Annotated in this window: 16 protein-coding genes and 1 riboswitch; of the genes, 7 read left to right on the top strand and 9 right to left on the bottom strand. The window is 47.7% G+C overall.

From position 1 onward, the window contains the following. Positions 1-138: 138 nt before the first annotated feature. From QK890_RS17575 to QK890_RS17535, 9 genes are all read right to left on the bottom strand, one after another. Complete coding sequence (locus QK890_RS17575; protein ID WP_022012603.1) at positions 139-1,116, bottom strand: methionine synthase; 978 nt, start codon at positions 1,114-1,116, stop codon at positions 139-141. Positions 1,117-1,179: 63 nt separating this feature from the next. After that, positions 1,180-1,388, bottom strand: a riboswitch (cobalamin riboswitch). A gap of 169 nt (positions 1,389-1,557) precedes the next feature. Next, positions 1,558-3,861, bottom strand: coding sequence for a TonB-dependent receptor (locus QK890_RS17570; protein WP_250712318.1), 2,304 nt, complete (start codon positions 3,859-3,861; stop codon positions 1,558-1,560). Between the two features lie 70 nt (positions 3,862-3,931). After that, on the bottom strand, positions 3,932-4,252 hold the full coding sequence (locus tag QK890_RS17565) for a hypothetical protein (protein ID WP_005820610.1): 321 nt from the start codon (positions 4,250-4,252) through the stop codon (positions 3,932-3,934). A 383-nt stretch (positions 4,253-4,635) separates the two neighbouring features. Further along, entirely contained in the window at positions 4,636-5,823 is a 1,188-nt protein-coding gene (locus QK890_RS17560; protein WP_044300259.1) for a DUF418 domain-containing protein, read from the bottom strand. A 108-nt stretch (positions 5,824-5,931) separates the two neighbouring features. Then, positions 5,932-7,461 carry a DHA2 family efflux MFS transporter permease subunit gene (locus QK890_RS17555; RefSeq protein ID WP_005778382.1) on the bottom strand — a complete coding sequence of 510 codons (1,530 nt, stop codon included), beginning with the start codon at positions 7,459-7,461 and terminating at the stop codon, positions 5,932-5,934. Further along, the gene (locus QK890_RS17550; RefSeq protein WP_032530040.1) at positions 7,458-8,138 is read right to left on the bottom strand and encodes an HlyD family secretion protein; all 681 of its coding nucleotides are present in this window, start codon (positions 8,136-8,138) and stop codon (positions 7,458-7,460) included. Before QK890_RS17550 ends, QK890_RS17555 begins: the two co-directional genes overlap by 4 nt. A 280-nt stretch (positions 8,139-8,418) precedes the next feature. Continuing rightward, the gene (locus QK890_RS17545) at positions 8,419-10,017 is read right to left on the bottom strand and encodes an aspartate:alanine exchanger family transporter (protein ID WP_005778385.1); all 1,599 of its coding nucleotides are present in this window, start codon (positions 10,015-10,017) and stop codon (positions 8,419-8,421) included. Positions 10,018-10,694: 677 nt separating this feature from the next. Continuing rightward, positions 10,695-11,603: a cation diffusion facilitator family transporter gene (locus QK890_RS17540; protein ID WP_032530039.1), complete on the bottom strand. Its 909-nt coding sequence runs from the start codon at positions 11,601-11,603 to the stop codon at positions 10,695-10,697. Positions 11,604-11,650: 47 nt separating this feature from the next. Beyond that, positions 11,651-11,995, bottom strand: coding sequence for a DUF6686 family protein (locus tag QK890_RS17535; RefSeq protein ID WP_032530038.1), 345 nt, complete (start codon positions 11,993-11,995; stop codon positions 11,651-11,653). A 567-nt stretch (positions 11,996-12,562) separates the two neighbouring features. Here QK890_RS17535 and QK890_RS17530 point away from each other — a divergent pair. From QK890_RS17530 to QK890_RS17500, 7 genes are all read left to right on the top strand, one after another. Beyond that, the gene (locus QK890_RS17530; RefSeq protein WP_215907876.1) at positions 12,563-13,405 is read left to right on the top strand and encodes a calycin-like domain-containing protein; all 843 of its coding nucleotides are present in this window, start codon (positions 12,563-12,565) and stop codon (positions 13,403-13,405) included. Positions 13,406-13,409: 4 nt separating this feature from the next. Beyond that, complete coding sequence (locus QK890_RS17525) at positions 13,410-14,081, top strand: HmuY family protein (RefSeq protein ID WP_032530036.1); 672 nt, start codon at positions 13,410-13,412, stop codon at positions 14,079-14,081. A gap of 29 nt (positions 14,082-14,110) precedes the next feature. Then, complete coding sequence (locus tag QK890_RS17520; RefSeq protein ID WP_032530035.1) at positions 14,111-16,255, top strand: TonB-dependent receptor; 2,145 nt, start codon at positions 14,111-14,113, stop codon at positions 16,253-16,255. Positions 16,256-16,339: 84 nt separating this feature from the next. Continuing rightward, positions 16,340-20,605: a cobaltochelatase subunit CobN gene (locus QK890_RS17515; protein WP_367627481.1), complete on the top strand. Its 4,266-nt coding sequence runs from the start codon at positions 16,340-16,342 to the stop codon at positions 20,603-20,605. Between the two features lie 8 nt (positions 20,606-20,613). After that, positions 20,614-21,297: a hypothetical protein gene (locus QK890_RS17510; protein WP_032530033.1), complete on the top strand. Its 684-nt coding sequence runs from the start codon at positions 20,614-20,616 to the stop codon at positions 21,295-21,297. Between the two features lie 44 nt (positions 21,298-21,341). Further along, on the top strand, positions 21,342-21,944 hold the full coding sequence (locus QK890_RS17505; protein WP_032530032.1) for a MotA/TolQ/ExbB proton channel family protein: 603 nt from the start codon (positions 21,342-21,344) through the stop codon (positions 21,942-21,944). Beyond that, positions 21,941-22,267, top strand: a complete 327-nt coding sequence (locus QK890_RS17500) for a DUF2149 domain-containing protein (RefSeq protein ID WP_005778408.1) — start codon at positions 21,941-21,943, stop codon at positions 22,265-22,267. The genes QK890_RS17505 and QK890_RS17500 overlap by 4 nt, the downstream gene beginning before the upstream one ends. Positions 22,268-22,375 lie beyond the last annotated feature (108 nt).

Below are 22,375 nucleotides of genomic sequence, written 5' to 3'. Positions count from 1 at the left end.
GTTGTTTCAGGGTTCAAAGATACATCATTTTCTGAAAAAGGTATAAAAAAGCCCGGTCGAAATCACATCGCCCGGGCCCCTCTAAACAGGCTCTTACGAATCTGTTCCACGAAAATATACTATAGTTATAAAGAAGTTCTATTCCTCTTCGGGCCAAAGTTCTCCCGCAACCATTTCAGCCATTTTCAGCGTATGCCATTGCTTCTCCTCAGCCTCTTCATAAGATTCCGAAGTTAGTACCTCAGCATTGGGAATGCAGAGTGAGAAGCGGTGCGAGGGAATATAACGTACAATCTGGTCGATCTTAGCCCTTAGTTCTTCCAACTCTTCCTCTACGGGATAATGGGAAAGGACGAAACCAAAAACCGATTGCTTTTCCCGTATGAACCACAGCAAACGGTTTTTGCCACAACATTCCGAATCATAGTCGAGGAAAAAAGCATTGATGCCCTGTAGTGAGAAAAGCATTTCGGTAGGCGAGTGAAAAGCAATGTAAAGGTCGGCAGGCAGATTTTCCAAAGCCATGTTGTTGACACGAATAGCATTATCTGTCACCGTGCGCGTTGCGTCATCGAGTTGCAGATAACGGCAACCCGATTTATACAATTCCATAATCAGCTTCTGATACACCTGTGCAATATCCACCAGCAATGTCTCGAGTTCGGGATAAATCAGATCCAGCTGCGTCCGGTTTGCGTCCTTCATCAATTCGGCCAGCAGGCGCGAAGGCGCCGGAAGCACCTGCTTAGCTATTACATCTCCGCCGGTTACCCCGGTAAGAAAAACAAAATCATCGAGCACCGGATGACGATGCACATCGATCCTGCCGGTCAGTTCGACAGAAGTCTTTCTGTCATCCCGGAATCGGATGCCATCCAATCCGCACATAAAGTCGAGCGGCCACGCATCACTGCGGAAACGGCCGTCGGTGACCACCTTCAGCCCTTCTGCCTTCAGTCTGTCTACCAGATTCCGTATTTCGGCATCTTCGACAGCACGCAAAGTAAGCAGGCTGATTTGTTCGTTTCGATATTGCTCACGGGCTTCTCTCAATGCAGGAGGCAGAAGAAAAGTACCGGCAACGTCTACTTTGAACGGAGGAACTACTTTTTCCATACGCTCTACGTTTTTAATATTGATTGTTACTATTGTGCTTTGCTCCTAACCCACGAGGAACCAAGACTTATCAGCGAGAGTGGCAGGTCTTCTGACTTAGCTTCCATTCCGAACGCCTTCCCGGCTTACACGAGCCAGTGGCAAAAGAGTATCCGATCGGAATGTTTGTATTAAAGCCTCACAGCAGCGGGACTGTCCGGGAGTCACACCCGGTTCCCTTTTAATCGCCAGAAGCAGGAAAGCTTTGGCGAACCAATCTGCCGACAAATATAAAAACAATAAATCAGATATTTGTGTTCAGAGAGATACTTTTTTCAATCGGAGCCTCTGCCGAAGTAAAACCGAGGCTCTGTCCGGACAGAACAAAGGCTCCGTCCGACCGGGACAGAGCCTTCGTTTCAACCAAGCAGAGGCTCGGTTTCCAGACTAATTGCAACGGGCTTAATAGCTGATCTTTACTCCGGCAAAATAGCTTCGCGGAGCAGCCGGCCCATAGATATATCCGGAGTCACGTTCCACTCCCTGGTCAAAGTCGTTCTGATAAGCGTTGAACACATTTTGTACACCGGCGCTCAACTGGAGGCCTATCGTCTTATAAAGTTTGAAATCATAGGCCAACTTAACTCCCATATCGAAGAAATCGCGCGTATTGACCGCTATGTCATTCTTGATATAACCTGCCATATGCTGCACCAGCATCGAACCGGTATAGGTTCCCGACAAGGAAACGGAGAGCGGTTTGACAGGGGTATAGGTTGCCGTGAAATATCCATAGGTATTCGGAGTACGGAAAATCTTCTTCTGAGCCGGTGCCGTTTCACTCCATTTTTCGGGTTCGTCATAGCGGCTTTGCTGCAAGGTGACTCCCGCCTGCAACTGGAACAAAGAGAGGTAAGCCATTTTTCCTTCCATCGACAGTCCCAGCACTTTCGCTCCCGAACCATTGCGACGTTCTTTAATCAGAATCCCGTCCCGCTCTCCGATGTTCTCGAGAACAAACACATCCGACAACTTAGTATAGAAACCTTCTACCAGGAAGTTCACCTGAAAAGCACCGAAGCGGTGATACATATCCGCCGAAGCACTGAAACTCTGCGACTTCTCTTCTTTGAGATTCTTGGCGCGCTCAATCATAGACACCGTTCCGCCCACATTCTCAATATGCAGGTCTTCATCAAAAGCCTGGGGGGCACGGAATCCGGAAGAATAGCTCAGACGGAGGTTGACGTCTTGTGTAGGATTGAAACGCAAATTGGCACGGGGACTGAAGATGACATGGTTGATCAGATTATGCTTGTCCAGACGTCCGCCCAGCAAGATACTCCACTTTTCATTTTTCCATTCGTTCTGGAAGAAAGCGCTACCGATATTCACCGTCTGCCTGGTATAGCGATTGTATCCCCACATATCATCCTTCAGATTGTCCCGGTTATATTCCAGCCCGGCAGTCAGATCGGCAGGCATAAAGAGGCATTTATCGAAACTGTACACATACTGGGAACCGCCGATAAAGGTCAGGTCCGTCGTCTTTCCATAGGCATTCAGGTCCTTTTTACTACCGTAATAGCTGTCGCGGTCCGTATGCTGTGCCGATGTATACAGTGTCAGGCGGTGCTTTTCGTTCGGAGCAAAATAGTCGAACTTCAATCCCCCACCATTGATGGAATGTTGAATCTGCTCGGCAATATCGGCTTCGTGAGGCGGACGGTTCAGCATGTTGCCGCCACGGCGGAATTCCTGCAAGTGATGATACTCAAATGTTAGTTTGGAGTATGTACTTGTTTTCAGGAACGAACGGAAACCTACTGTCTGGTTTTTGAGTTTAGGCATTTCGGAATAACCGTCCCCGTCGTGATCATACGCATCGCGATGTCGGTTCTGACCGAACACATAGAGTCCTGCCCGGTGATCGTCGGTCACCAGCGAAGCATTCAGCGAGGTATTATTGTCGAAAGACGAGCTGCCGCCAATAGAAGTAATGGTGTGTGCCAACTGCCCCGAATTGCGTAACGGCTCTTTAGTGATGATATTGATGGTTCCGGCAATGGCAGACGAACCAAACAGCGCAGAACCTCCACCACGCATCACCTCTACCCGCTCAATCATGTTGGCAGGAATCTGCTCCAAACCATAAACACCGGAAAGGGCACTGAAGATGGGACGCGAATCGATAAGAATCTGCGTATAGGGGCCGTCCAGACCATTGATGCGCACCTGCTGGAACCCGCAGTTCTGGCAATTCGTCTCCACACGCACACCAGGCTGAAAGTTCAGTCCTTGCGAGAGTGTAGGCGAGTTCGTATTCTCGAACATCTTCATATCCACCACATTGACCAGCGTAGGTGCCAGCCTCCGTTTGGTCACACTTCGATTGGCAGACACCACCACTCCGTCGAGGGCTACGGCATCCTCTTCCAGCTCGAAGTTTTCTTCAAGCGTCTTCCCCTTTTTAAGCGTGATGTTGCGGCTGATGGTTTTATAACCAACCGAACTGGCTTCGAGGACGAAATCCCCTTCGGGAAGGTTTTTAAGGAAATAGTGTCCGGTGGCATCCGTCACGGTGCCAATCGTGGTTCCTTTCAGAGCAATCGTTATATAAGAGAGGTGTTCACCCGTTTTTTTATCGAGTACATGTCCGATGATATTCGCATCGGAAGCTTTCAGTTCCGGGTGTTCCGGTTGGTCGGCCATAGCCGGCAACAAGGCACAGCACAGGCTAACGAGGAAAAATATGTATTTCTTCATTTTCGTTTCTGGATAGTAAAATTACTAAATAAGTTTCTCTAAATAAAGCAGTAAGAGTGAGAGAGATGCTTTATACGGCTGAAGGCGGCGCTCTCAACGATACCACGCCTGTAACAGACGAATGGTATCCTGCCCTCTCCGGACGCCACGAAAGCGTATAGAGCAGACAAGCAATAAACTGAAGGGATAGAAAGAAGAGACCGGCTCCGGTAGTCACCACATGGTTCAGCAAATGAATCAATTGAAATTCGACTGTGGTGTGACTATGGGGAGAATCTTTCTTAAACGGGTGCGAATGGACAATGGTCACCCCGTTCACTACATGTGAGTGGGTGAAGAGCGTGATACCTGCCATGTACGATATAAAGAGTACAGGCAAAAACCATCGCATTATGTTCTGACAGCATTGTTTCATCCGTTTAGTTTTGTGGCAAAGATAAGAAGTATTCCCTTACGGAACAATCCCTATTTATGGGGATAATAAGTGTAACACCGCTTCAAGGTAGATTGTTCACACATTTTCATCATTATTAATTAAGAAAATGTGATATAGGACATGAAAAAGAAAAAAGGACGGAAAGGACTCTATTGCAAGTATGGTCCATGCAAAGGGAAACAATGGGATGGCAAGTAGAACGGTGTCATACAACAGAAGGGCTGTGCTAAAAGCCTTTTCACCACAGGACTACACAGATAGCCACTGATTGTTGATATTGATAATCAGCGGCTTGAATCTCGTTCTGTGTCCTCTGTGTCCCCTGTGGTGAATTTTGTTTATTCCGAACGAAGCCAGGTCAGTTTGTGCCAAAGGCTTTCCAACGGTCCCTGCTTATGTCCTTTCAACCACCATTTGCAGAAGCGAACCTGCAAGAGGAAGAACAGAAAACCGATCAGCAAACTGACGGCATACCCGCAATAAGGCGCCAGATAGAGCGCAAACGGGAAATAGATAATGGCTCCGGCAATGGACTGGGAGATGTAGTTCGTCAGACTCATCTTACCGTAAAAGCGCAAGTCGGCAGTCAGCTTCTTGAACTTTTCCGTTTGGTATAACAATACGAACGAAGCAACCAGCACAATGGTGAAAGCAAACTTTTGCCACATATCCATCACCACACCCACCGTCTGGCGTATCATGTCCGGCTGACCGGCATCCGTCAATTGTACTTTCAACTGATAGAGAGGACCGAATAACACAGCACACCAGATCAGTGCTTTTACCCAAAAACGGGTCGTACTCTCCGAGGTGACAAATAATTGTTTCCGTCCGATCAGCATTCCCAGCAAAAACAGTCCGGCCGTTTGCAGGAAACGCCCTGCACCTATCGCCCAAAACAGGCTCGCCTTCTGCCCCAAGGTCACATTCCCCCAGATGAACTTCCAGAAATCTCCCTCTTTAGTATAGTCCGCCACTTCAGCATACATCTGCCCTACTCCTAAATCGGGTAAGGAATGGGACGGATTGACAAGGTTCATCACGTAGTGGTACCACTCCACGGGCTGCAACAGCAGGAAGACAGCCAGGATAAATACTGCCCGGTCACTCCATTTGCGGACAATAAACAGAAAGATACCGACCACACAAAACAGCAGCAGGACATCTCCCGCCGGAAAGAACGCTGCATTCAAGGTAGCAAAACCACCCAGCAGGAGCAGACGCCAGAGAAAACGGTAACCGAAATCTTTCCCTTTCTTCTGTTGATTGGCATATTGTATGTAAAACGTTAATCCGAAGAGCAGAGCGAAGATGGCATAGGCTTTTCCTGCGAACAGGGAAAACGTGACACTGAACACTCCTTCGTTGAGAATATTGAGCCACTCCGGCTGGGAAGCAACATCGGGATACACAGGAAAGATAAAATGTTCAAGGTTGTGAACCAGCAGGATCGCCATTACGGCAAAGCCGCGCAAGGCATCTACAACCTCGATACGGGGAGTTTTTGAAGCAATTGTTTGTCGCATGTTTTTTGTTGTTTTTAAGATACGGTTATTGAATAAGTGGCAAAAGTAATAAAATGAAGTGATAAATCATTCACTTCATACCTATATGTAAGTACGAAACTACATACATTATCTTTTTTTCGTCCTGAGAAACAGTACCGGAACAACGCACAGCAACGTGACAATAAAGGCAATGAAGAAATCGTCGTTGATGGCACTGATATATCCCTCCAGATCGATACGCTTCAGTACCAGCATTTCTGCCACTTCCTTGGCGGTATCGGGTGTGTTGCCTCCCGTATGTTCTATGAAGCGGCTTAAAGAGTGGATAGTCTGGCGGTATACGTCTCCCGTATAGTTCAGGGCTTCGCTGTATCGCTGTGTATGAAAAGCCGTACGCTGCGTCAGCAGATGGCTGAAGATGGCCACCCCAAAACTTCCTCCCATCTGCCGGACAATATTGGTGATACTGGAGGCTTGTGCCATATCGCTGTTACGGATATTCACCAACGACAGAGTCAGCAACGGAGTGAAAAGCAAGCCCATACCCAACCCGCGCAAATAGAGACTCAGCATAATGTACCACTTTTCGGTCAGGAAAGAGAGGTAATAGTTCATATAGAAACTGACGGCCATCAACAGAATGCCCGACACAATAAAGACTTTGGGATTGATGCGCTGCATCAGTTTACCCGATAAAGGCGAAGCGACTCCCTGGATAATGCCCACAGGCATAAAAAACATACCGGCCTGCAAAGCAGAGTACCCCAGATTGTCCTGCAAATAAAGAGGAATGAGGAACGTACTGCCGAACATACCGATACCAAAGACAAACAGGATCAGGTTGGATAACGCAAAGTCCTTGTCAACAAACAGGCGCAGATTGATAAGCGGTGTCCTGACAGTGAACTCAAAGTAGAGAAACAAAATAAAGGTGACCACCGCAATCCACATAGCTCCGAGCACTACGGGGCTGTTCCATCCCATGGAGTTGGTGGACGAATTGACTTCGGAAAGCCCATACATAAAGACAGGCAGGAAAATGGCAGAGGTGATGAAACCGGGAATATCGAAGGGAACTTTGGTTCCTTTCACATGTTCCTTCTGTACAATGGCAGTTACGATCAAAGCGAGAATCCCTATTGGGATATTGACGTAAAAGATATAGTTCCAGTCCATGTAATCAACCAGGTATCCACCAATGGTAGGACCAAAAGAAACCGAAGCGGCGGAAGCGATAGACCAGAATCCCAATGCCGTCCCCCGTTGTTCGGGCGGAAATACATCGCTCACAATAGCCATACCGACGGGAAGGAGCATGCCACATCCAAAGCCTTCGATCACCCTCCAGAAAATAAGTTCTTCGATAGTGGACGAACTTCCACACATGAAGGAGCCGGCTGTAAAGACAAGCAAGGATAAGAAATAGATCTTTTTATAACCGAAGCGTTCGGACAGCCATCCGGCGGCAGGCAGAATACTTGCCATCGAAAGCATGTATCCCGTCAGTACCCATTCGGCCACATTGATGTCCGCACCGAGCGTACCCATTATCACAGGCAGTCCGGTGTTGACAACAGTAGAGTCGAGCACCGCCATAAAGGTGCCTATCATAATGTTGCCCAGTACGATCCACTTATAAGAAGAACCTTCTTTCATTCTTTGATAATCTTCACGTTAGCAGACATCCCCGAAAGCAGGCGGAGATTTGCTTTCAATTTCTCTTTCCCTTCCACCCGGTCGATCGAGATTCTCAATGGAATCCTTTGGGCTACCTTCGTATAATTGCCGGAAGCATTATCGGGAGGAATCAGGGAAAACTCGGATGCAGCGTTGGCACCGATGTAGAAAATCTTTCCATAAAACGTCAGTCCGGGATAGGCGTCGAGGGTGAAAAGGGCCGATTGTCCCATACGGATCTCGTTAAATTTAGTCTCCTGCAAATAGACAGCCACCCAGAGTTCTTTACCTTCGTTCAGAGTAAAGATGTTTTCGCCCGGCTGCAACAAATCGCCGGGAACCACCCACTGTTTGGCTATCAGGCCATCTACCGGCGAAACGATCCGGTAATTCTCAGTCGCCGTACTGTCCAGCATGGCCAGTAACTCACCTCTCTTCACGCTGTCTCCTTCGTGTTTGAAGACCGCAGACAGCGGAGCCATCACACGGGCGGAAACGTTGACGCGGCCGCCATCGAGATTTGCGTCTATCGTAGAGACGTATTTCCGATAGTTCCACCACCATACAATGGCAACGACAAAAGCGATGATAAGCAATATCACCAGCCAGATAAACTTTTTCTTATCAGAAGGATTCGATGTATTTGCAGCGTCCATAATTCTTGGGATTAGAGTTACAAGGATGGAAACAAAATCCGCAAGAAAAGGTTTGGAAAGGGAAGAAAAAGGAATCGGATTCCACTGAAAAACTCACCACAGAAGGCGCAGAGTAACACAGAGTGATTTTTAAGTCATGGAGGTGCGTCGAAAGTCTTTTCACCACGGAGTAGCACAGAGTATTTACTATAGTAATCAACAACTTAGAATTATCTCTGTGTCACTCTGTGTCCTCTGTGGTAAAATTTGACATGCCCCCGGAACTCTCCGGTGGAATAACTTAGTATACTACCGTTGCTATCACCTGTATAAACAGGATCAGGAATACCATTGCAATCGGGTATACCGTTGCATAAGCTACACTCGGGATATTGCTGTCTACCATGGAATCGGCAGCGGCAAGCCCCGGTGTACTGGTCATGCCACCGGTTATGGTACCCAGCAAATCGAGCAGACTGATTTTAAACACCAGACGCCCAACGAACGCAGCGATCAACATCGGTACGAGGGTGATGGCCGCACCTACTCCGAACAGCAACAAACCGCTCTCCTGGAAAGTAGCAACCAGATTCTTACCGGCCGATGTGCCTACCTCGGCCAGGAAAAGCAACAATCCCAACTGACGGAGCAACTGGTTGGCAGGGCCTGACATAGACCAGAGGATAGGACCTGTTTTACCCACCGCGCTCAGCAGCAAAGCCACCATCAGCACACCACCAGTCAATCCCGGTGAGAAAGATAATCCTCCAGGGAACGAGATATTAAGCTTACCGAAAATGACTCCCAGCACAATACCCATGGCAATAGGGAAGAAATCGGTGTCGGACAGCTTCTTGGCATTGTTTCCCAGTAAACGGGCTACTCCTTTGATACCTTCCTTCTCGCCCACCACCATCAGTTTATCACCAAACTTCAGTGCCAGATCGGGTGACGGTGAAAGGTCGATACCACTTCGGCGAACACGGGTCACGGTACAGCCGAAATTCTTCATCAGGTTCAAGTCGCCCAGCTGTTTATTTATCATGTCCTTTTTGGTCAACAGCAACGATTCTATCTCCTGCGTGTTTTCCAATGGAAGTTCACCTTCTTCACGTTCACCCACCAGTACGGCCAGTTGGGTCAATGCTTCCTCGCTACCCACTGCCTGGATGTAGTCTCCTTCACGAAGCACTGTATGGGCTGTCGGGATGGATATCTGTTCCTGATGTTTCAGACGTGAAATAACGGCTCCTGTCATGGCACGTGCATTGATCTGCATCAGGCTGCGGCCAAATACGCTCGGATTCGTGATGCGGTAGATACAGGTCCCCAACTCCGGGAATTGTCCCCGGCGTTCTATCTCGAGGCGACGGGCCTCCTTGTCAAGATCAATACGCATAATCTTAGGCAACAGCTTAACGAACAGGATGACGCCAATCACACCGAACGGATAGGCAATACCATAAGCGATAGACGCCAATGGAGAATTGGTGCTGTCGATGGCAACAGCCAGACCCGGCGTACTGGTCAGCGCTCCGGCAACCAGACCTACCACACTGGGAGTATCTATATCGAAAGCATACTTCAGACCGATAGCCGTAAAGCAGGCCGAAGCAATGATAAGAAGTGTAATGATGATCAGCGTCTTCCCTTTACTACGGAAAGAATCGAAAAATCCCGGACCTGCCTGGATACCGATCGTAAAAATGAAAAGTACCAATCCGAAATTACCCAGTTCCTTTGGGATAATTACACCAAAATGCCCAAAAAGAAGGGCAATGAAGATGACCGCCGACACATCGAGCGATAGCCCCTTGATCTTGATTCTTCCCAACATGAAGCCTAACGCTACGATAAGGAAGAGCGAGAAATAAGAGGAGTGCAATAAGTCAGTAAACATAAATAAAAAGGTTAATTTTAGTTGTTAGTGGTGCAAAGGTACGTAAAAAACTGTTTTCGGTTATAGTAAAAGAAGAAGTAATTTCCACTATCCGGTCAGCAGTCCATTACATAATAACAGGGGAAAAGCTATATTACAATCAAAAAGAAAGGAATATGAAGATTTTGCTGATTCATTATCCATTCAGAAATAAGCAAATAGAACTGACGGGAGTTTAAACAAGTGATGCTACCCCCTCCAGAAGCATAGAAAACAAGGTACCACTTCCCCTTTTTTACAAGAAACAACAAGGGATGGATAAAAAAGGGAGTAACCATCCGCCTCATATGCCGTAACCCTCCTCCCCCAATGAAGTAACCTTTCGATGAAAAAGATATAGCCTTACCGAAAAGGAGCTTGGAAAGAGACTGATATTCCCTACTTCACACACATTCCGGAAAGGCTATTAACTGTCAGAAAGAAACAATAATAACGAGTAAGACATCCATATCAATCACGCTACACACAGATCACTACCAGATAGCAATCAATAAAGTGCTTTTGACATCCGGATGGAGATTTACCAACGGTATTTCTCTACGTTTTTTCCAATAAGTTCCGACAAGGGAGACAAATACGAGATTCTAAGAAGTTCTAAATATCAATTTGACAAATTGATATTATCTCTAAAATGACTTTTAAGAGATGCAATTTTCCCCATTGCAGCAAGCTCCTTTATATTCAAATTCTAAAGTAGCATGATGTATCCCGACATGCTCCAGTTGATGCTTTACCGCATGCTTCACCTCCTCCATACAACGGAGGTTTTCAATCACAATGTGAGCAGTCAGTGCTGTTTCCGTGGTACTTAACGCCCAGATATGCAAATGATGAAAACTTTCAACCCCGGATTGTGCCAAAATGATCTGCCCGACCTTCTCACTGTCTATTCCTACCGGAACTCCATCAAGCGAAAGGCGAAGGCTATCATGCAGGAGTCCCCAGGTAGAAATTACAATAATTACGGCAATCACTAATCCGATGATCGGATCGACAAGGGTCCATCCGGTATACATAATAATAATACCGGAAATGACTACTCCCACGGAAACCAATGTATCGGCCGCCATATGCAAATAAGCACCTTTCACGTTCAGGTCTTTCTCCTTGTCTTTCATAAAGAGCCAGGCCGTAACTGCATTGACAATCACACCGACCCCTGCAGTCCAGACAATGGCAGCACCTTCCACAGGAACCGGATGGAGCAATTTATCAATACTTTCAGCAATAATAATACCTACAGCAACCAATAAAATAACTGCGTTGAGCAACGAGACAAGTACCGTACTTTTTTTGTATCCATATGTATAGCGACTGTTAGGATGTACTTTGGCTAAGCGAAAAGCAAGCATAGCAAGCACAAGGCTCGCAACATCTCCCAAATTGTGTCCGGCATCGGAGAGCAGACCTAAAGAATCATAATAAAAACCGATGCCGAACTCAACGAGGACAAACAAAATGTTCAGCGTAATGCCAATTATAAAAGATTTGTTGAGTGACGTCAACTCATGGACGTGCTCGTGATGATGTTCGTGGGAATGTGCCATTATTTCAATGATGTTTATCTACTTCCAAAAACAACTCCCGGTATAAATTAGTTCAACGAAATATCGTGCATAAACACGACTTCACTATCATCTCCTTCCACTGCAGATATTTGTAGCAAGACCAATGCTTTCAACTCCTCCAGTTCGGCTCTGTATACACAGAAATAAACATTCTCAGCCGGTAGTTTAAGAAATATCTTCCGGTTAGCAGTCATCTTTCCGTTCGATCTCTCACAATAGGGACCGTTAATGGATACAATGTAATTCCGCAAGCATTCGAAGCCTGCTTCGGAAAGACGAAAAAACAGATTGCCGAATTCAAGATGATATACTCTGCAATGGGCACAATAAGTGATCATTCCATTACGAGTCTTACTGATAAGTTCCATCATAACTTTTAAGTTTTGGTGACGGTACAAAGGTACAGGAATCAATACGAGAGAGCAATACCTATTAATATCTATTATCAAACAATGAATAATCACATTTAGGGAGCAAAGTTCGTATTGCACTACCGCATAATAAGACAATACTCCTAAAGAATCAGCAGTCCAAAACCACTTCGATACCAACAAATCTCAAGCCGTTCAACATCCCGTCAATCTCTGCCACTACCTTTTCTCACAGAATGGTATCTGAAATACTCCCCTTATTCAAGGCACTTTGACGGTATGGATCAAGTACCTCCTCGACGGTATATTCCCTCTTGAAAGAGATTTCTGCAAATACGACAGTTCCATGAAATCGTCCTGATAGAGCTTACTTATTATGAATATAGATAAAAAGGAATTATTACATTAATCATTTATAGGTATCCGCCAAGTTCTTTTTCATCTTATTTAGGTATTGTAAATCCTTTTTATTGGGCATAGCTTTGCAACCGAATTCAAAAGTAATTCAACGCCATATATTAAAGTATACACATTTATCTAAATACTAATTATTAAATAAGAAAACAAATGAGAATTAAGAATTTACTGACTATGATGTTTGTGTTGTGCGCCTGCGCAGCTTGCAATGACGACAAGAATGAAGAAACACCCCTCAACCAAGTGTTGGCCGGAAAATACGAAGGTTACTCAATAGGTAATTGTGCAATGTTTACTGACTACGTAATGGGAGAAAAGTCAGTAGTAACAATTGCGCCTAATGAGGATGGTACTATTAATGTAAACTATGATTCCGGATCGGGTGAGTTTAAATTGAATAATATCAAAGTTACTTCCAAAACATTCGAGGGATCAGGCCAGGTAGAACTTTCTATGAACGATAAGCCTGCTGGCACAAAGGATTTTACACTCACGGGAAGTGTAGATGATCAGAAAAAGCTAACCCTCAAAGTTAATGTACCAAGTGTGATGGGAGGGCTTGCCATTGAGTTTATCCAGGGAACACTACCTTTGTCATATCATGTTTCGGGCACTTACAGCAAAGAAGCCAATTTATCAGTCAGCGTCGGATCGACTACGTATCCGGATATTACAGACTGTAAAGTCAGCATGAAACGTTCATCTGACGATACTGTAGAGGTCACTCTTAAGGGACTCTCCAATTTGAATAAATCTGAAACAGGCAAAGGTATGAATTTAGGAGACTTCACTGTAACAGATGTTAAAGTTACCAGTGCAGACAATAGCACTTTCAAAATAGAGGGAAGCATTAGCGCTACTGATACCAACAACACCAAAATTACCGGAACTATTTCAGGTACAGTGACCAATAGTGAAGCTAACATTACTTTCACCTTCAAACCAGGTGCCATGCCAATTGATATTACTGCACAATTTAAAGGGAAGAAATAAAAAGATGAAAAAGGCGACTTTGTTTTGTTTAGCCATTACTCTGCTGGGAACGATACTCATATCGTTCTCAGCTTGTAATGGGATATTGAGTAACATCTATGACGAACCGGAAACTGCAAAGGATTTCGGTTTCATTGCAATAGACCGTGCCAATCACAGCGGTACAGTACGGGTGGACGCTACCCAATATACAAAGTGGAACTATATCAACCTGCACAGCCTGCAGATTGACTCGGCCAAGATTACCGTAGAAGGTGCGGATGATCCGGTCGCATGGGATCTTGCCATTCATCGATATGATGTAAAGACCAATGGCGGTGAAGTGCTTGAAACCGAATACCAAAGCCTGAATGCACTGAAAGACGCAGGCAGCATGCCTCAAGGTACCTTTGTCGCCGACGAATGGACCACGAACAAAATAGCTGTCGATGTTTCACACATGATGGAAGATGACGGATACCTGATCTACGCCCCATCGGACTACAATCCGGAACTTTCGAAATGGCTCAACGTCGATACCAGTGAAATGCCCCCCATTTACACTCCGTCCAACAAAGTATATCTGCTCAAGATGAAAGACGGCACAATGGCTGCTATTCGCTTGGTGAGTTATATGAATGCTGCGGGCACAAAGGGGTACATGACTTTTGACTACCTCTACCCATACGAACCATAATGCTCTGATAAAGACAAATAAAAATAGATATGCAAAGACTACTAAAATCGGCATATTGCCTCTTCGCAGCCCTCTTGTTGACGACAGCAGCTGCCGCACAACATAAAATAACCGGTAAAGTGATCGATACCAACAAAGAATCACTGGTAGGCGCTACCATTACCCTAAAAGAAAAACCATCCGTCGGTACCACTACCGATACGGAAGGACACTACACCCTGACACTGCCTGACCAGAAGGAGTACACTATTCAAGTCTCCTTCGTCGGATATGTAACCACTACAAAGAAAACAACGACCGCCCGGCAAGGCCGTCTCGACTTCATCCTGAAAGAAGATCAGATGGATCTGGGTACCGTAGTTATCACCGGAACACGTACTCCGAAACTGCTGAAAGACGCTCCGATCATCACCCGGGTAATTACAGCCAGCGATCTGAAAAAAGTGGACGCAACCAACATCGGGCAATTGCTTCAAGTGGAGCTTCCGGGTATTGAGTTTTCTTATTCAATGGATCAGCAGGTAAAGCTCAATATGCAGGGATTCGGCGGAAATTCCGTCCTCTTTCTGGTAGACGGCGAACGCCTGGCTGGAGAAACACTGGATAATATAGACTATAACCGCCTCAACCTGGACAACGTAGAACGAGTGGAGATAGTAAAAGGCGCGGCCTCTACGCTGTATGGTTCGAGTGCCATTGGAGGGGTAATCAATATCATCACCAAGGCTTCGGACGATCCCTGGAACCTAAACCTCAATACTCGTTTCGGAGTACATAACGATCAGCGACATGGAGGTACGGTAGGGTTCAATGCCGGCAAGTTCTACAGCCAGACTAACATACAATATACCAACATAGACTCCATCCACGTAAAACGGGGAGACTATACAACCATTAGGGGCAACAAGACCTGGAACGTAAAGGAACGCCTGATGTTCACCCCGAACGAACAGCTACGGCTGACGGCACGTGCCGGTTATTATTTCCGCGAACGGGATGCCTCCTCAGAGACCAAGAACCGCTATCGCGGATTCAGTGGCGGTCTGAAAGGGAATTATGACTTCAACACGAGAAGCAATCTGGAGTTGGCTTATACATTCGACCAGTATGACAAGAGCGACTATCTGGTATCGTACAAAAATGATATCCGCGACTACAGCAATGTGCAACATAGTGTACGCGCCCTTTACAATTATACTTTCAACGATAAAAATACGCTGACGGTCGGAGGAGACTATTTGAGGGACTACCTGATGTCGTACCAATTCAAGGAGAGCGGTGATTATACGATGCATTCCGCCGATGCTTTCGGGCAGTTTGACTGGAACCCGACAGAGCATTTCAACGTAATTGCCGGATTGCGATTCGACTACTTCTCCGAATCGGACGTGCGCCATTTCTCACCCCATCTGGGATTGATGTACAAGATAGGCAACTGTTCGCTGAGGGGCTCTTATGCGCAAGGATTCCGTTCGCCAACTTTGAAGGAGATGCACATGAATTTCTACATGGCAAACACCATGATGATTTACGGTAACCCGGATCTCGACCCGGAAACCAGCCATAACTTCTCGCTCTCGGGAGAATACACCAAAAACCGTTATAATTTTACGCTGACAGGATATTATAACATGGTGCGCGACCGCATCGAGTACACCTCTTTCAGAGATACCGACGGAATGATCGCACAAAAGTATATCAATACTCCACGGGTAGACATTGCCGGAATCGATGCCAATGCTTCCGCCAAATATCCTTGCGGCATAGGTGCACGCATCTCGTACACGTACATCCACGAGTTCATGCGTAACGGACAAACGAAACTCAGTTCTACCCGCCCCCACTCGGCTACGGTACGGCTGGAATACGGCAAGACGTGGGATCATTATGACTTCAATCTGTCACTGGACGGACGGGCTTTGTCACAGGTGAAAACCAACCAATACACCTCCAATGATCCGAATGCAGGGACGGAAAAAGTAACTTATCCCGGATATACCATGTGGAACCTGATCCTCACACAAAGAGTATGGAAGGGAATCAATGTGAATATGGCTGTCAACAACCTGTTCAACTATCGCCCCGATTATTATTACGCCAATTCGCCCTATACAACGGGAACCAACTTTTCCGTAGGGTTATCGCTGGACATCGATCAGATGTTCAGAAAATAGCGGAAGAGGCTAAGTCAGCCGGTATTTCCGATCGTACGATCGGCATTTAGTAAGAACGAAATAAACCAAAGAACAAGAAGCAATATGAAAAAGAAACAAATCATCACAGCCTGTTGCGTGGCCGCGGCAATACTCGTCGGAGTATTTGTCTGGCGGACCTGTTTCAGTGCCACGAAGATTGCCTTTGTCAATTTCCAGACCATCAATCTGGGAAATATTTCAAAGGCGAACGACAACTCGTTTGTCAAACTAAGAGAAGTCTCTACGGATCACCTGGACGAACTGACGAACTACGATATGGTGTTCGTCAACGGTATGGGATTGCGCATCGTCGAAGAGCAGCGCCAACTGATACAACGGGCAGCCGACAAAGGCGTACCGGTGTACACCTCCATGGCAACCAACCCCGCAAACAATATCTGCAACCTCGATTCGGTACAGATGAAACAGATACGCCAATATCTTACCCATGCCGGAAAGGTAAACTACCGGAATCTGCTTTCGTATGTCCGCAAAGAGATTGACGGCAAGCTGATCTCGGCACCTGCACCGGAAGCACCGGTAGAGAAACCGACCGATCTTCTCTACCACGCCGGAGTGAAAAATCCGGATGACGAAATGGAATTCCTAAACGTGTCCGATTATGAAAAGTTTCTCCGCGAAAACGGACTCTATAAAGAGGGGGCACGCAAGATTGTGATCACCGGACAGATGGCGGATGCCACGGAACTGATTAAAGCACTCGAAGAGGCGGGACACAACGTGTATCCGGTCTCTTCTTTCACCCGGTTCATGGAGTTCGTCCGTGAAATCGGACCGGATGCCGTTATCAACATGGCACACGGACGCATGGGCGACGCCATGGTGGAATATCTGAAAGAGCACAACATTCCTCTCTTCGCCCCGCTCACCATCAACAGTCTGGTGGAAGACTGGGAAAACGACCCGATGGGTATGTCCGGCGGGTTTCTTTCGCAAAGCGTAGTGACACCGGAAATTGACGGTGCCATCCGCCCGTTCGCCCTCTTTGCCCAATACAAAGATGACGAAGGATTGCAACATTCATTTGCTGTTCCCGAACGGTTGGAAACGTTCGTAAGCACAGTGAACAACTACCTTTCCCTGAAAACAAAACCCAACAGCGAGAAGCACATAGCCATCATCTACTATAAAGGTCCCGGACAGAATGCGCTGACAGCAAGCGGAATGGAAGTAGGCCCCTCGCTCTACAACCTGCTGTTGAGGATGAAGAAAGAAGGTTACCGGGTGGAAAACCTCCCTGCCAATGCCAAGGACCTGGAGAAAATGATCCAGGCACAGGGAGCCGTATTCGGCATGTATGCAGAGGGAGCTTTTGATGAATTTATGAAAACCGGTAACCCCGAACTGGTGACCAAAGAGCAATACGAAAGCTGGGTGAAAGCATCGCTCCGTCCCGAAAAATACGCTGAAGTGGTAGCTGCCAACGGTGAGTTCCCCGGCCAATACATGACTACGTCCGACGGACGTCTGGGCATCGCACGGTTGCAGTTCGGCAACGTAGTACTGATGCCGCAGGTGGCAGCCGGCAGCGGAGACAATGCCTTCCAGGTGGTGCATGGCACCAATGCCGCACCTCCCCACACTTACATCGCTTCGTACCTCTGGATGCAGCACGGGTTCAAAGCAGATGCGATGATTCACTTCGGTACGCACGGAAGCCTTGAATTCACTCCACGGAAACAGGTGGCGCTGTGCAGCAACGACTGGCCCGACCGCCTTGTGGGAACTCTTCCGCACCTTTATATTTATTCCATCGGCAACGTGGGAGAAGGCATGATAGCCAAACGCCGTTCGTATGCCACCCTGCAATCTTACCTCACGCCTCCTTTCCTCGAAAGTAGCGTACGGGGTATCTACCGTGACCTGATGGAGAAAATCAAGATTTACAATAATGCCACCGGATCGAAAGAGAAGCAGTCGCTTGCCGTGAAAGCACTCACCGTGAAACTGGGCATTCACCGTGAACTGGGACTGGACAGCTTGCTGACCCGCCCATACAGCGAGGATGAAGTGGCACGTGTGGAGAACTTCGCCGAAGAACTGGCCACGGAAAAAATCACCGGACAGCTTTATACAATGGGTATACCCTATGAACCGGAGCGTATCACTTCTTCCGTACTTGCCATGGCAACCGAGCCGATAGCTTACAGCCTCCTGTCACTCGACAAACAACGTGGCAAAGCGACAGCCGATGTAGAGAAGCACCGCTCCCTCTTTACGCAGCGTTACCTGAATCCGACCCGTGCTTTGGTAGAAAAACTGATAAGCAACCCTGCACTGGCAACAGACGAACTGATCTGCCGTACAGCCGGTGTCAGCCCCGAAGAACTGGCGAAAGCACGCGAAATAGAAGCTTCGCGCAATGCTCCGAAAGGAATGATGGCGATGATGATGGCTGCCGCTGCCAAAAACAAGGCAGAGGACAAGACCGGAAAGGCAACACATAAGATGCCGGAAGCCATGAAGGAGAAAATGAAAGAGATGGGTGCTCACATGGATTCGTCCAAGGCCATGGAAATGGCAAAGAAAATGGGTGCCAGTCCGGAAGCCCTGAAGAAGATGGAAGCAAAGATGAATCCTCAAAAAGTGGGAAAGAAACCTGCCCAAAAAGAATACAGCAAAGAGGAAATCAACTTCGCCCTTGCCTTGACGGAGGTGGAACGCACCATCCGAAACGTGGGTAACTATAAGACAGAGTTGGCCGACAGTCCCGAGAAAGAGCTCGCCAGCCTGGTCAATGCCCTGAATGGCGGATACACTGCGCCTTCACCCGGTGGTGATCCGATTGCGAACCCCAACACTCTGCCTACAGGACGCAACATGTACGCCATCAACGCAGAAGCCACTCCTTCGGAGTCGGCCTGGGAAAAAGGAGTGGCACTGGCCAAACAGACCATCGAAACTTACCGAAGCCGTCATAACGACAGCATTCCCCGTAAAGTCAGCTACACACTCTGGTCTGCCGAATTCATTGAAACGGGAGGAGCTACCATCGCACAGGTATTGTATATGCTCGGTGTAGAGCCGGTTCGTGACGCCTTCGGGCGTGTCAGTGACTTGAAGCTGATTCCATCGGCCGAATTGGGGCGCCCCCGTATCGACGTAGTGGTACAGACATCGGGACAGCTCCGTGATATTGCAGCATCCCGCCTTTTCCTGATCAACCGTGCGGTAGAGATGGCCGCGGCTGCCAAAGACGACAAATATGAAAACCAGGTAGCGGCAAGTGTGGTAGAAGCCGAACGGGCACTGACCGAGAAAGGGGTAAGCCCGAAGGATGCCCGTGAGATGGCTGCTTTCCGTGTGTTCGGCGGTGCCAACGGAATGTACGGCACAGGTATCCAGGAGATGGTCGAATCCGGTGACCGCTGGGAAAATGAATCAGAAATAGCCGCCACCTACCTTAATAATATGGGTGCTTACTACGGTAGCGAAAAGAACTGGGAGGCCTTCCGGAAATATGCTTTTGAAGCCGCACTGACCCGTACGGATGTAGTGGTTCAGCCTCGTCAGAGCAATACATGGGGGGCACTGAGTCTCGACCACGTATACGAGTTTATGGGAGGCATGAACCTTGCCGTACGCAACGTGACCGGCAAGGACCCCGACGCTTACCTGAGCGATTATCGCAACCGTAACCACATGCGCATGCAAGAAGTCAAAGAGGCTGTCGGTGTAGAAAGCCGCACCACCATCCTCAACCCCGCTTACATCAAAGAGAAGATGAAAGGCGGTTCTTCCTCTGCCGCCGAATTTGCCGAGACTGTAACCAATACATATGGCTGGAACGTGATGAAACCTGCCGCCATCGACAAAGAACTTTGGGACAACATTTACAATGTATACGTAAAAGACGAATACAATCTGAACGTGAAAGAGTTCTTCGAAACACAAAGTCCCGCCGCCCTTGAAGAGATGACTGCCGTCATGCTCGAAAGTGCCCGCAAAGGTCTGTGGAAAGCAAGCGCCGAGCAGGTTGCCGAACTGGCAAAACTCCATACCGAAACGGTAAACAAGTATCGTCCGTCGTGCTCGGGTTTTGTATGCGATAATGCCAAACTGCGCGAATACATCGCTTCCAAGTCGGATGCTCCGGCTGCCGCACAGTACAAGGAAAACATCACCAGGATACGTGAAGCAAAAGCTTCGGGCGATGCCAAAGGAATGGTGATGAAGAAAGAAGAGATAAACCAGACACCGGAAGAACAAAAGACAACCCTGAGCAACATTGCCGTGGGTGCAGCCGTAGTAGTGGTGATACTGGCACTCGTACTCTTTGTCCGCAAACGTCGTAAAACATCAGAATAATCAGGAGTATGGATACAGTCGTACTTGTATTAATGCTGTTAATAGCATTCAACTTTCTGCTGAAACAGACTTTCTGGAAAGCAGTAGCGGTAGGCATCATCGCTGCCGTTGCCGCCCTGTTTGCAGGACTGATGTGGCCGTATGCCATCGAGCAGTCGAAAACACAGATTGCCGACTGGCTGGGCAACACCGCCCTGATGCTGGACACTTCCGTTTTACTGACTATCGAGGTCAGCCTCCAGATGGCCTATGCCATGCTGGCGGTACACGTTGCCAGTGCCTATCCGGTAAAGCCCCGCACGCTGCTCACCTACCGATTCCTGAGATGGTTTCCGGGACTGCTTATCTTTCCGGTATTATTCAGCGGGCTGGTCTATCTTATCTTTGCTTTCCCGGGGACACCATTCACCACCGTGGCGTGGGGGTATGCCGCTTGTGTGTTAATAGCCATCCCCGTGGGACGCCGGGTGCTGCTCTATCTCCTTCCGGAGAAAGAACTGCGGTTGGAACTCTTCTTCCTCACTAATGCATTGGTAGCCATCCTGGGGATTGTCGCTACCGTGAACGGACGGACTTCCGTAGCCGGAGTCAGTGAAGTGAACTGGGGAGCACTGGCCGGCGTCGGAGGAATAACCGTCATCGGCAGCGCCATCGGACTCGGATGGTGGAGACTGAAGAAAAAAAGTAATTAATCATAAAAACAACAGGTAAATCAACTTTTTAAAACTGATCGACAATGAATATCATATCAGACATTTTATATTGGATTTCTACAGGACTGCTCGTTCCTGTTATCGTATTGCTTATCGTATTATTCGGCCGTGCACTTCTGTTGGTCGGCAGTTTCTACGGACAGTATCTCTCGATACGCAAGACAGAGGCACTGCTCCGCAACGAACTGAACGCACTCACTCCTGCCACTGTTACTGAACTGGCAGCCAAATTGCCGGAGACATCATCATCCCTCGTCATATCCTATATCCGCCAGGTACTCGAAGCACACGATAGTCCGGCACAGGTACAACGCCTGCTCGCCAACTTCGAGATTGCAGCCGACAAAGACCTCGCCATTTCTAAAACACTGACCAAGCTCGGCCCTATCCTCGGATTGATGGGCACGCTTATTCCGATGGGTCCCGCCCTTGCCGGACTGGCAAGCGGTGACATCGCTTCGATGGCCTATAACATGCAGATCGCTTTTGCCACTACCGTTGTCGGACTGGTAGCTGGAGCCGTAGGGTTCCTCACTCAACAGGTGAAACAGCGCTGGTATCTTCAGGATATGACCAATCTGGAGTTTCTTTCCGAATTGTTGAACGAAAAACGTGCGGCCCGATGAAACGAAACCTGCTCAGAAAAGAAGAAGATGCCGACCCGATCAGCGTCGTATCGAACCTGTTCGATGTAGCCATGGTATTTGCCGTAGCCTTGATGGTAGCTCTTGTCAGCCGCTACAACATGACCGAAGTGTTCTCTCAGGAAGACTACACCATGGTGAAAAACCCCGGAAAAGAGAATATGGAAATCATCACCAAAGAAGGACAGAAGATCAACCGTTATACTCCTTCGGAAGACCAGCAGAAAAGCGGCAAGAAGGGAAAGAAGGTAGGTATTGCCTATGAATTGGATAACGGGGAAATCATCTACGTCCCGGAAGAATAAGTACTCTCGACAGGACTGTCCCCCGAAAGTTGGCAAACAGCGTATAAAAGGGCATGTCAAGAGTCTGTTTCACCACAGATCAGCAAATCACACAGAGATGCGGTTTAC

Origin of the sequence: Bacteroides sp. NGMCC 1.200775 (assembly GCF_040798045.1) — a bacterium.
GTDB lineage: Bacteria > Bacteroidota > Bacteroidia > Bacteroidales > Bacteroidaceae > Bacteroides > Bacteroides hominis.
Note: the sequence above shows the minus strand (reverse complement) of the source record. Positions and strands in the feature narration are given on the sequence as shown.